The sequence below is a fragment of the Desulfomonile tiedjei DSM 6799 genome (assembly GCF_000266945.1).
In the GTDB taxonomy this organism is placed as follows: Bacteria; Desulfobacterota; Desulfomonilia; order Desulfomonilales; family Desulfomonilaceae; genus Desulfomonile; species Desulfomonile tiedjei.
Window position 1 is genome coordinate 4,005,400 of record NC_018025.1, and the last position, 11,949, is coordinate 4,017,348.

8 protein-coding genes and 1 pseudogene are annotated in these 11,949 nt (G+C 51.4%); 6 read left to right on the top strand and 3 right to left on the bottom strand.

What is annotated here, in order from left to right; genetic code table 11:
• The first annotated feature begins 180 nt into the window (after window positions 1-180).
• From DESTI_RS16965 to DESTI_RS16990, 5 genes are all read left to right on the top strand, one after another.
• Window positions 181-1,032 carry an RNA polymerase factor sigma-32 gene (locus DESTI_RS16965; protein ID WP_014811202.1) on the top strand — a complete coding sequence of 284 codons (852 nt, stop codon included), beginning with the start codon at window positions 181-183 and terminating at the stop codon, window positions 1,030-1,032.
• Window positions 1,033-1,525: 493 nt separating this feature from the next.
• Window positions 1,526-2,494: a hypothetical protein gene (locus DESTI_RS16970; RefSeq protein WP_014811203.1), complete on the top strand. Its 969-nt coding sequence runs from the start codon at window positions 1,526-1,528 to the stop codon at window positions 2,492-2,494.
• 131 nt (window positions 2,495-2,625) lie between these two features.
• The gene (locus DESTI_RS16975) at window positions 2,626-3,102 is read left to right on the top strand and encodes an Hsp20/alpha crystallin family protein (protein WP_014811204.1); all 477 of its coding nucleotides are present in this window, start codon (window positions 2,626-2,628) and stop codon (window positions 3,100-3,102) included.
• Between the two features lie 376 nt (window positions 3,103-3,478).
• Entirely contained in the window at window positions 3,479-4,042 is a 564-nt protein-coding gene (locus DESTI_RS16985; protein ID WP_014811205.1) for an Hsp20/alpha crystallin family protein, read from the top strand.
• A gap of 47 nt (window positions 4,043-4,089) precedes the next feature.
• Window positions 4,090-5,481 (top strand): radical SAM protein, encoded by a 1,392-nt coding sequence (locus tag DESTI_RS16990; protein WP_014811206.1) that lies wholly within the window; start codon window positions 4,090-4,092, stop codon window positions 5,479-5,481.
• Window positions 5,482-5,568: 87 nt separating this feature from the next.
• Here the strand turns inward: DESTI_RS16990 and DESTI_RS16995 are convergent.
• The 3 genes and pseudogenes from DESTI_RS16995 to DESTI_RS17005 all read right to left on the bottom strand — a co-directional run bounded on the left by DESTI_RS16995 (window position 5,569) and on the right by DESTI_RS17005 (window position 8,959).
• Window positions 5,569-6,520: pseudogene (locus DESTI_RS16995) on the bottom strand (glycoside hydrolase family 130 protein).
• A complete protein-coding gene (locus tag DESTI_RS17000; protein WP_014811207.1) occupies window positions 6,435-7,877 on the bottom strand; it encodes a glycosyltransferase in 1,443 nt (480 codons plus the stop codon). The pseudogene DESTI_RS16995 and the gene DESTI_RS17000 overlap by 86 nt, the downstream one beginning before the upstream one ends.
• A gap of 26 nt (window positions 7,878-7,903) precedes the next feature.
• Entirely contained in the window at window positions 7,904-8,959 is a 1,056-nt protein-coding gene (locus DESTI_RS17005) for a mannose-1-phosphate guanylyltransferase (protein WP_052316066.1), read from the bottom strand.
• Between the two features lie 547 nt (window positions 8,960-9,506).
• Between DESTI_RS17005 and DESTI_RS17015 the strand changes: the two genes are divergently transcribed.
• Window positions 9,507-11,840 (top strand): glycosyltransferase family 4 protein, encoded by a 2,334-nt coding sequence (locus DESTI_RS17015; protein WP_014811210.1) that lies wholly within the window; start codon window positions 9,507-9,509, stop codon window positions 11,838-11,840.
• The last annotated feature ends 109 nt before the right edge of the window (window positions 11,841-11,949 follow it).

The window sequence follows — 11,949 nt, forward strand, 5'->3', positions numbered from 1 at the left end:
CGATTACGTTGTCAAGATCTCTGGAACTTTTTGGATCAAGAGTGGACAGAAAAAATTTAGAAGAAGAAAGGCGGAGCGGGGTCAATTTCCGTCTCCCCTCTGAACCACGAAAGGAGTCAGAAGCACAGGCCAAGAGTCATTTTCATGACTTGGTCTTCTGAAAATTCACAGGAGGATTCGATGAATTATCCTGCCGTCGAGGACGATTTCACACGCTTTCTCAGTGAGTGTAGGAAAATCAAGCCATTAACCCGCGAACGTGAATATGAGCTTGCGGTGCGATACCACGAAACAGGCGATCCGAAGACTGCCCAACAACTCGTGATCTGCCATTTGCCCTTCGTTGTCCGAGTAGCTCTTCGCTACCGCCAATACCACCTGCCCATGCTGGATCTTGTTCATGAGGGGGTCATCGGTTTGATAAAAGCCGTAAAACGGTTCGATCCCTTCAAAGGGTACCGACTGGCTACTTTTGCCATCTGGTGGGTCAAAGCCTATATCCAAAATTTCATCATCAGGTGCTGGAGACTCGTCAAGCTTGGGACTACCCAGACCCAGCGAAGGCTGTTCTACCATCTGAAGCGTCTCAAGGGTCAGAACGAGTCGATTCTCAACGACCAGGCTCTGAGGGAGCTCGCGGAAGATCTGGACGTGAAAGAAGACGAAGTGATCGAGATGGAGGCCAGGTTGAATGCTGCCGACCTTTCGCTTCATGCACCCTTGGCTGACAATGGGGAACTCACTTTCATGGATGTGGTCCCCGACCCAAGGCCCAATCCTGAAGAAGTGCTGGCCGCGGAGCAAATGAACTCTGACGCGAGTCTAAAGATTTTCAATGCGATTAATCAATTGGATCTGCGGGAGAAATTCGTGATAAGGAAAAGATATCTTGAGGAGTCGCCCTGGACACTCGCGCAAATTGGGAGACATTTTTCGATCACGCGTGAAAGGGCACGCCAGCTTGAGCAACGTGCTCTCAGGAAGTTGCGAGCAGCACTTCAAGCACCTGCAGAAAACGCTCTTTTGAATTAGCGATCCAGAGCCACAGTACTGGGAAGGCATACTCGACAGGTCGCCATTGTTCGGGTCACGGGTGCGTCCTTGCCCGCAAAGATTCTTGTCGGGAACCCCATGAATGACTACTTGACATCTGGAACTCCATGAACATCCAATTTCTTGCCGGACCGAAGAAACGAGAACGCTATAGGCCTCAGGGTTTCAAGGCACCCGAGCATTGGAATGGCGTCGAGGTCATGCAGGACTCGGAGACGACGAGTGCAGCGGTAAGGGAAAGATCAAGATGAAGGTGATTAATCGGCGTCCGTTTCGGCATCTCTCTTGTTCTGCCTGCCGGGACTCACCATCGCGTGCTGGATCGGCGCTCTGAGAGGATTCGTTAGAGTTCTTGAAGCCATGACTTCGGCATGACGGACACGGGGTTTGAAGCTGGCTTCTGACAGTCGTGGCCTGCCACAAGTCTTCGATTTTCAAGATGAGAATGCGCTCGCTTATGGAGGAGGAAGGCATGAAGCGCAACATGGACAATAACGGGACGCTTTCCGGGAACATTCAGACAGTTGCAGAATCCGCTGGTGGAGATGGCAAGTATAAGCGATCAGGTCAAAAGACCTCGCCATTGCGAATGGCAGAGATCAGGCAGATTTTGCGGAAAGGACAAGAGGCGGGAACTCACAAGGAATTCCTGGAAGTCTGCTTAAAACTTGGCGAAAAGCTGCTGAGGGAATTCTTCAATGACGCGATTGATTTGTACGAAAAACAGGGTTCGTGGGCTGGGGACCGAAAGAGCCAATTGGATCGTTACAGACAAGAGATCCTGAAGGACCCCGATCTGGAATGCAGGTCGAGTGACACGCTTCTGAAAGCGCTTTACCTGGCTTCCCAGGACAAGTGGCTTGAACACAAAGGCATCAAAGGCCGAGAGAAACTAAATTCTCTGGACAAGGAAGCGCTCATCCAACTGGAGCCTGGAGACCGCAAGGCGAAACTTGTAGAGAATTATCTCAACGGAGAACAGAGGCTTCTGGAAGTGTTACAGGTGATGATCAAGCATGAAACGTATTTTGGGGAATCGTGGCAAAACCTGACCATTGACCAACTCAAGAAACTGCTTGAGCTTCATGACGTGACCCTTTTCCTTCCTGAAACCATAAACAAACTTGTGGAGATTTGCCACGACGCCAGCCCCGAGGATAAGGACAAGCTTGTGGAGCTGGTTTTGGCCACTTACGAGTACATAACCAAGTACCTTTTGGGGGGAATTTCGGCTTTGTATCTTACTCTGGGACGTCTGGATCTCGCCAAAGAAGTCCAAAACCAGCAGGAAAGGATGATGGATCGAGGTACAACTGATCATGAACGCGCTGTCATGATCCGTGATCCACTTTCTGGCCATGATCCGGGGCATGACCACTCGGCTAAGTCCAGGGGAAAGATTGGGAGAACGGAGCGCCCCGAGAGTATCCCATTGACATAGCAACCAATAAAAAGTTTTTTACCCCACTTGACATCCATTTTTCGATGGTTAGTCAGTTTGTTGATCAAATGATCAGGTTTCACACGTGCCGAGTATCATCGGCTCAATCTATCCACAGGAGGTTTACGCGGATGTTCGACCTCATTCCTTGGAGACAACGCGATGCGGGGATGGCTCCAGAACGGTCTGCTGTTGACCTCTGGAGAGAGATGGACAACCTCTTTGACCGCTTCTTTGGCGACATGCCTTGGCCTGGGCGCTCCACGACGAGACAGTTCGCTCCGGCTCTCGACGTCTTGGAGAATGACAACGAGTTCGTCATAAAGGCTGAGCTTCCTGGAGTTGATCCGAAAGAAGTGGACATCAACCTTACGGGAAATCTCTTGACCATCAAAGGTGAGAAGAAAGATGAAAGAGAGGAAACACGAGAGGACTTCCATAGAGTTGAGCGGTCATACGGTAGCTTCTCCAGGTCTTTCCAACTCCCCTGCGAAGTACTGGAAGACAAGATCGAAGCCCAGTACAAGAATGGGGTACTGGATCTCAGAATTCCCAAGGCTGAGGGAGCCAAGAGGAAGTCAGTCAAAATTGAGGTGAAGCAAGCATAGCTACAGACCGGTCACAAAACCGGGATGCACGGAGGGGGGTCTTTTCATGATGTGAAGTTGCCGGGCGCAATCCAGACCTGTGAAGAATTGGTCACATGGTGCAGGAACCGGAATTGATTCCACTGCTGCCGGGTCACGGACTCCTCGGACATTACGAAGAGAACGGGGGTCAATTTCCAATTGAGTCCTGCAAATCATAGTACGTGCGACCGAAAAAGGGTCCCAATTGTCCCTCGCAGGAAGAAGTAAGGAGGTATATCGTCCGGCGTGGCGGGTGGCAGCGGGGCCTCGTCTACGGGGCTCTCGTCGCCACTCCTTGATCTCTACTTCTAACTACCGGCAGTAGTAGGTGCTCGAAATAGGAGGAAGCATAGCAATGGATATCAGCAAACTTGCTCCCTGGAATTGGTTCAAAAAGGAAGAAGAACGTGAGGGGTCTACATTGCCAATCAAGAGGAAAGACTCACAGGCCCTGAGCCATTACTCCCATCCAATGTCGCAACTTCATTATGAGATAGATCGCCTATTCGAGGACGTTTTTCGGGGCTTCGGATTTCCTTCATTGGGGATTGGCAGGGGTTTTCCGAGGATTGCCCAGACCGACTGGCTGAAACCTACTCTGGATGTTGGAGCCACGGACAAGGAATACACGATTTCGGTCGAACTGCCCGGAGTGGACCAAAAGGACGTCCATTTGGAACTGGTCAGCGACACTCTCCAAATCAAGGGCGAGAAGAAGCAGGACAAGGAAGAGCGAGATAGAGACTTCTATCGTATTGAACGGTCCTACGGATCGTTCCAGCGTGTATTATCGCTACCGGAAGACGCTGACCGAGATCATATCAGCGCTGTGTTCAAAAATGGGGTGATGAAGATTACCCTACCGCGTAAAGCGTTACCTCAAATCGGGACGAAACAGATCGAGATCAAGACGGGGTAAGCGTTATTCTTTCTGATTTTGGCCGTCCTGAGAAAAGGGGGATTCCCATGGAATTCATGAACCGAGTAAAGAGGATGACAAGAGAGCAGGCTGCACATACTATGCTCCAGCTACTGCCTCACGTTTCCGCTGACACGTTCATGAAACTGACACTGCTGGCGTCACGAGTTGTGGAAGGTGAAGAGGCGAATGCAGCCATTCGAGCCGTCATGGACAGTCTCCGAGAAGGCGATGACAGCCAGGCTTCACGAATGTTCAGGCGTGTGATGACAGAACTTTCGCCTCATTGCTTACAGGCGGTCGGCCGAACCCTGTTTGTAAACGGACTTTTACGCAGCTCTGCGATTCGCCGAGATTTTGAGGCTAAGCACGGTTTCGATCCCCCTTTTACGCTTCTCATCAGTCCCACCATGCAGTGCAACCTCAACTGTGTGGGCTGCTATTCGGGGCGATATGTGCGTGAAAAAGGACTATCGAATGAGCTTCTTGACCGCCTCCTGGCCGAAGCACGGGACATGGGAACCCTTTTTATAGTGTTTAGCGGAGGAGAGCCTCTCACGCGTAGACAGGACCTGTTTGAACTGATACGCAAGTACAACGACATGTATTTCATGTTTTACACCAACGGGACGCTCATTAATGACTCCGTGGCCGACGAGCTTCACGACTTGGGAAACGCCGGGGCAGTGATCAGTCTTGAGGGTTTCGAGGAGGCGACCGACGCCAGGCGTGGTAAAGGAACCTACCAAAGGGTCATGGCTGCAATGGACATGCTCAAGGAAAGGGGAGTGCCTTTCGGCACTTCTCTCACTGTTACCAGGAACAATGTTGAGGAGATTACAAGTTCGGAGTTCTTCGAACATTTGTACAACAAGGGAGTTATGGTGGCGTGGTTCTTTCTGTTCATGCCGGTTGGCAAAGACCCTGATGTCTCACTCATGCCCACTCCGGAGCAGCGAGAATATCTCCGGCATCGTGATCGGGCTCTTCGGGAAGAGTTTCCCATATTCATAGCCGACTTCTGGAATGACGCCCCTTACGTGGGGGGATGCATTGCAGGAGGCAGGCGCTACCTGCATATTACGCCCAAAGGCGATGTTGAACCTTGCGTTTTCACACACGTAGCTGTAGAAAAGATCTATAATAAGACTCTGGTCGAAGTCCTGAACAGCGATTTCTTCAAGTATATCCGTTCCCTGCAACCTTACTCTGAGAATCTTTTGACGCCCTGCATGATCATCGATAATCCGCACGTTTTCAGAGACGTATGTCGCAAATGCGGGGCGTATGGAACGCATGACGGGGCAGAGGACGTTCGAACCAAGATCAAAGATGAAATGGACGATTATGGCAGCCAAGTGAGAGCGCTTTTCGATCCAATCTGGGCAACCGAAAAGGCTGAATACGGCTACACCGATTCCCTGCAGGCAGCAGGATAAACTTTAGGCCCTGTTCGTGATGTATGTCGGCTCATCAACCAGACAACCGGACCTTTGGGAAGCATGTGTGTTCAGTGGCAACAGAGACTAAGGAGCCCTTGGTGAATTCGTGCAAAGTTCACAGAGGTCCTCTATTGCGGCCGTTCCCGCGCACATCACGGTGTCGGCTCCTCCCCAATAGATCTTGACGGAGCCATCGTCTTCGGGGATCGCTCCACAGGTGAAAACGACATTGTGAACGTACCCTGTCACCTCCCACGGATCTTCAGGTTGAAGTATCCAGTCGTCGGCAATTCCCAAAACTTGCGAGGGATTACGGGAATCGTGGAGGGCGCATCCCAATCTGTAAATTGCCCCGTCCATGGTCCGAAAGACACCGTGGTAAATACTGAGCCATCCCTTTTCAGTCTCAATCGGTGTCGCACCAGGGCCGATCTTCATCTGATCCCAATGGTACGGGGCGGGCTTCATAGCGACACGGGAATCACCCCAATGAATCAGATCGGGAGAGTAGGAAATCCAGATGGACCAAGGAGCAATTTCAGTGTGCGGCCGGTCGAGTCGAGCAAATCGGCCGCCGAACTTCTTTGGAAAAAGGACCACATTGCGGTTATCAGCCTGAGTTATGAGCGCAACGCGTTCGACTGACTTGAAGTCTTCAGTCTTGGCCAGGCCTATTCGCACTCCATGTCTGGAATACGCGCTGTAAGTGACAAAAAACTCTTGTCCCATCCGGCAGATTCGAGGGTCTTCAATGCCGTACTCTTCATATTCGGCAAACAAACCTTGCTCGGCCGGTCTCATAAAGGGCCGTGGATCAACGCTGAATCGGAACCCGTCCTCGCTTCGCGCTTCGGGCAAGCCCAAGAATTGAACGCCCATTGCTCAGGTGGGACCGGAAAACCAGAACATAGTCAGTCCGGGTCTTGACCGCACCGGCGTTGTGAACTGTCTCAACCGTGTAGGGCACGTCCTCTTTCGTAAGTATGGGATTTCCATCGTACCTGCGTACCGGCCAGTTCTTTGATCTGGTTGACATTGTCTCCTGCCCTTCCATAGTCGTCCTCAAATCGCTCTATATCATCCTCGCCGAAATAGCTGCCCATCTGCACTTCAATGAATACGACCGGCTCATCTCCAGGATTCGAAACGCGATGCTTGGCTCCTTCAGGAATATCAATGGAATCACCAGGATTTAAAGAAATTTTTTCAGCATCTCGAATGACGAGCGGATTGCCGCTGACGACCGTCCAATGCTCTGCTCGTCTCTTGTGGCGTTGCAGGCTAAGCCGTTTTCCGGGAAAGACGACTATTCGTTTCACCTTATGGTCGGGCAGATCAGAGAGAACCTCGTAGTAGCCCCATGGCCGGTGGTCTTCTCTCTTCGTTTGTTCCAGGATTTGGTGGTAGAGTCCGAGGTATTCGTCTACCATGCGATCTCTGGAAAACCGCTCTTCCGCTATCTTCCTACAGTCACGGCGCGATATCTCTCCAATTCGCTCGACCGCTTCAGCCGCGGCGGACACATCTTTCACAAGAAACCCGTTGATCCCATTATGGATAATTTCCGGCATGGAACCTCTCGGGTAAGCTATAACCGGCGTGCCACACGCGTTGGCTTCAACCACGGAAAGGCCGAACGGTTCCTCAAAGCTTATGGGATGCAAGAGTGCGAGTGCGCTTCCGAGAAGTTCGTTTCGTTTCTCAGGCCCTACTCTGCCTATGTACTTGATGCGTTGACCGTCCAGCCGTGGCTCAATCTGGGAGCGAAAATACTCCTGATCCTGGATCACCCCAGCAATAATAAGCTCTCGCCTGGCTCGGCTGGCAATTTCAATGGCCTCTCGGGTTCCTTTCTCAGGGTGAATGCGTCCGAAAAAGAGCAGATAGTCGCCGTTACAATCGTTAAACGTGAAAGATTCAAGGTCGATCCCATGATAGACCGTCGCCATGTACGTGAGTTCAGGTGACCGATCCGCGTCGCTTATGGACACGTAGTAAACCTTGCCATTGTATTTCTTGTATGCTGGCAGAATTCTCTGAGAGGAGAATCCGTGAATGGTGGTCAGCACAGGGGTCGTCGTCAGACCTGAATAGCTGAGTGGGAGAAAATCGAAGTGGTTGTGAATAAGATCAAAATCATCTGCCATTTCAAAGAGTTCACTAATGTGAAGGCATTCCCAAACCTTGGGGTCTAGTGTCTTGTCCTCCTCATAAGGCCTCGGAACAACGGCGTGCAATATGCCGCTCGTTTCGGAGTCTGCCGTTGCAAAAAGGGTAACTTCCACTCCTCGCCTCACCAAACCCTCGGTAAGGAGCGAAACGACTCTCTCCCACGGCCCGTAATGTCTTGGAGGAGTTCGCCACGCAATGGGCGAAAGCATCGCTATACGCATACCGAAAACCTCCTGCCGGCAATAAGTTACAGCAAGTGCTCGTACCCGTGATTCTTGAGTATTTCGTGCAGCTTCCTAACGTCCTGGGCACGGTCTTTCCTGCAGATCATGAGAGCGTCGGATGTATCGACCACGATCAAGTTCTCAGCTCCTATCAAGGTCGCAAGTTTGTAAGGGGAACTTACAATGCACTCCCTGCTTTGAAGCGAAACAACCTGGCCCCTGATCGCGTTCCCCCCATCGTCGCAATCCCACACGCTTTCAAGCGAGGCCCAGCTGCCCACATCGTTCCAATCTACGTCGATAGGCAGACAAAGCACGTTGTCAGCCTTTTCCATGACTCCATGGTCAATGGAAACGGCCTCAATACGATCATAGGCTTGCTTGATGGCCAGGCTTTCTTCAGCTGTTCCCAATGACCCTGAAATCTCCCTTATCGCATTGCTGAGCTTGGGAAGGTGCTTGTCAAGAGCATTTATGATGTTAGCGGCCTTCCATACGAACATGCCGCTGTTCCACATATACTTTCCAGAGGCAAGGTAAGATTCTGCAGTGACGAGGTCCGGTTTTTCAACAAATTGGGCGACCTTGTACACGGTCTTGGGTCCGCCTCCCGATAGGCGCTCCCCGATTCTGATGTACCCGTAACCTGTCTCCGGGCGATTGGGCACGATGCCGAACATGAGAAGGTATTCACCGTTGGTTACTGTGTCTACGGCTACCTTCATAGCTTCCAGAAATTCCTTCTCTTTACCAATCAAATGGTCAGAAGGGAGCACGACCATCAAAGCTTCCGGGTCTTTATTGCTGAGCTTGTACGCCGCGAGTGCAATACATGCGGCTGTGTTTCTGCCCACAGGCTCAGCCACAACCTGATCATTGCCCAATTCGGGCAATTGACGCTTTAGTTCGTCTACGTGGGGAGCGCCAGCGATGACCATGATCCGCTCATACGGGATGATCGGAGTGATTCGCTCCACAGTGGCCTGGATCATGGTCTTCTGGCCAGCGATGCTAAGAAGCTGCTTGGGTCGTTTTCTTCTACTGTGAGGCCAAAAACGGGTTCCGCTCCCGCCTGCCATGATTACTCCGTGAACCATTGTTCAGTAACCTCACCCCAGATTTCGCTCCGGCGGAACATGCTATTCTCTCTTTGAGACCCAGTCCTTTTGTCAAACAGGCGCCAGCCAGTGGCATGTATTTCGCCGGATGCCCTATTGAGAGTTCCTCTGGAATCCGTACTGTACGTGGAATTGACCATGTCAAGTCCCTCTGGGGAAAAAACTCCCAACACCCAAAACTATTCATGGCTGATCCACAAGATTTTATCAGGTCAAGGCGGCAGTTTTTTTACAGAATTGCTTGTGCAGGAGATTTTTTCCTCGGAATCAGGGGCTCTCAAGCAGACGTTTCCCCTGTTTCCAATGTGGTTTCTTGCTCACGCGGATTGAAGACACAGATGGCGGTAATTGTGACTGGTACGGGGCTTGACATTCGCAGCCCCGATGACCATTCCGTTAAACAAAACGGCGAGCAGCAGCTGGCTCTTGGCGTGTCGATTTGCGGAATAAGGATTGATTGTACCTTCGGGCCAAGGGGTCCGCGCAGGGAGGACATGGAGGGACAGTCATGAAAGAGAAAATTCGCTTCTCTGGGTTACACCCCGAAATGGACATAGTCTATCTGGCCACATCGGTCCCTCGTAAGTGTGGAATAGCGACATTCACCAAAGATTTAGCGGATTCCATTTCCGACGAGGTTGGGGGACTCCCGTACCGAGTGACGGCCCTGTCGGAGTCTACCAATGGGTATGACTACCCGCCTCAGGTCACTTTTGAAATTCGGAAAAACGAGATTCGAGATTACGCAAGGGCTGCCGAATACCTGAACGGATCGTCCGCTCAGGTCGTGAGCCTTCAGCATGAGTTCGGCATCTTCGGCGGAGAAGCCGGCAAGTACCTCGGCGTCTTGCTCAGTTATCTGCGCAAGCCGTTAGTGACCACCTGTCACACCATAATCAAGAACCCTGCGAAAGAGTACAGAGAATCATTTGAGCGCGTGATTGAGTTCTCAGATCGGCTGGTGGCGATGAGTCCCACCGGTGTCGAAATCCTTCGCACAATCTACGGTGTCCCCGAAAACAAAATCGTTCTCATCCACCACGGAGTACCTGATGTCCCGTTCGTTGATTCCAACTTCTATAAAGATCAATTCGGAGTTGAAGGACGAACCGTGCTTCTTACCTTTGGATTGCTCAGTCCCAATAAAGGCATAGAGACGGCCCTGGATTCCATGCCCGCGGTAGTTGAGCGGCATCCTGAAGTGATCTACATAGTTCTCGGTGCTACCCACCCGGAAGTGCGCCGACATTCAGGAGAGGAGTACCGGCTGTCTTTGGAAAGGAAGGTCAGGGACTTGGGACTGGGCAACCATGTAGTTTTTCATAATCGATATGTGGATCTTCAAGAACTCATTGAATATATTTGTTCCTGCGACATTTATGTCACACCTTATCTCGCAAAAGAGCAGATAACCTCTGGAACCCTTGCCTACGCCATGGGAGCTGGGAAAGCGATCATCTCAACACCCTACTGGTATGCGGAAGATATGTTGAGCGATCACAGAGGGATCATCGTCGATTTCGGGGATACGAAAGGACTGTCAGACGCGCTGGTCAACTTGATAGAAGACCCGGTCATGCGTAATAAGATGCGTAAGAAAGCGTATGAGTTCGGACGGTTGATGATATGGCGAGAGGTCGCGCGGCGGTATGTGGAACTCTTCCAGGAGGTGCTCAAGGAGAGAGAGCACAGAGAAGTCCGTGAGGTATGGCAGGCTCGAATGTTTCCACAGGCAACTCTGCCCGACATTAAGCTGGATCATCTGCTCGCACTATCTGACGATTTGGGCCTCATACAACACGCAGCGTTCGGAATTCCAGATAGGGATCACGGATACAGTGCTGACGACGTAGCCCGAGGTCTAGCCGTCTTGATGACCTATTATAACCAGGTCAAGAGCCCCGCAATTCTTCCAACTGTGCGGACCTACATGAGTTTCCTGAAACATGCCCAGACAGACACAGGGCATTTCCATAATTTCATGTCGTATGATCGCCGTTTTCTCGACCAGGAAGGAAGCGACGATACTCTGGGGCGAGTGATATGGGGACTTGGCACAGTCGTGAGATGGGGTCCGAATCAGAGATTAAGACACTTGGCTCAGAATCTGATGGAAAAAGCCTTGCCTAAGCTAGAACTTGTGGAATCGCCGAGAGGCAAAGCCTACGCTATTCTCGGATTCCACCATCTCCTGGATAGGTTTGCAGGGGCCAGCCGCTTTCGATGGCTTTTGGAAAAGTTCGCGGACGACCTGGCAACACATTACAAGGCCCACAGAACGACTTATTGGCACTGGTTTGAGGACATTCTGACCTATGGGAACGCCAAACTTCCTGAAGCCTTATTTCGGGCATACCAGGACACCGGAAAAGAGGAGTTTTTGGAAGTTGCGGTCGAGTCTCTCGACTTCCTGACTCAAACTCAGTGGAACGGAGTCTACTTTGAGCTGATCGGCAACGAAGGGTGGTATCCGAAGAATGGAGAAAAGGCGACGTTTGGTCAGCAACCGGTCGATGCCGGATACTTGGTGGAAGCTTATATCGCTGCATACCAGGTCACGGGCAAGGACGAATACCTGGATTCTGCTCAATATGCGTTTGAATGGTTCCTGGGCCGTAACCGCCTCAATGAAGCTCTGTACGACTTTGCTGACGGAGCTGTCGCTGATGGAATAGATTCAAGCGGCATCAGCGCGAATCAGGGCGCGGAGTCCGTGATTTGCTTTCTCATGGCCCTGATCGGAATGTCCGAGTTCAGATCGCAACGGCTCATGGCATCTCAACCTGAGAGCCCTGAGATTACCACGAGCCTCAATCTCACGAGGTACGCAGCAGCACATTGATCTTCTGTTGAAATCGTCTTCAGAGTGAGATAGGAAAAGCGCTGGCATGACAGAGAGGGACGCGAACGAGGCCAGCGTATTTTTTTGGCCCGAGACTCTTTCCTTCTCG

What these genes read in the sequence shown, in the direction of transcription:
- DESTI_RS17000 (WP_014811207.1), bottom strand. Translation starts at nt 7,877, where the DNA reads ATGCGTATAGCGATGCTTTCGCCCATTGCGTGGCGAACTCCTCCAAGA.
- DESTI_RS16975 (WP_014811204.1), top strand. Translation starts at nt 2,626, where the DNA reads ATGTTCGACCTCATTCCTTGGAGACAACGCGATGCGGGGATGGCTCCA.
- DESTI_RS17005 (WP_052316066.1), bottom strand. Translation starts at nt 8,959, where the DNA reads ATGGCAGGCGGGAGCGGAACCCGTTTTTGGCCTCACAGTAGAAGAAAA.
- DESTI_RS16970 (WP_014811203.1), top strand. Translation starts at nt 1,526, where the DNA reads ATGAAGCGCAACATGGACAATAACGGGACGCTTTCCGGGAACATTCAG.
- DESTI_RS17015 (WP_014811210.1), top strand. Translation starts at nt 9,507, where the DNA reads ATGAAAGAGAAAATTCGCTTCTCTGGGTTACACCCCGAAATGGACATA.
- DESTI_RS16990 (WP_014811206.1), top strand. Translation starts at nt 4,090, where the DNA reads ATGGAATTCATGAACCGAGTAAAGAGGATGACAAGAGAGCAGGCTGCA.
- DESTI_RS16985 (WP_014811205.1), top strand. Translation starts at nt 3,479, where the DNA reads ATGGATATCAGCAAACTTGCTCCCTGGAATTGGTTCAAAAAGGAAGAA.
- DESTI_RS16965 (WP_014811202.1), top strand. Translation starts at nt 181, where the DNA reads ATGAATTATCCTGCCGTCGAGGACGATTTCACACGCTTTCTCAGTGAG.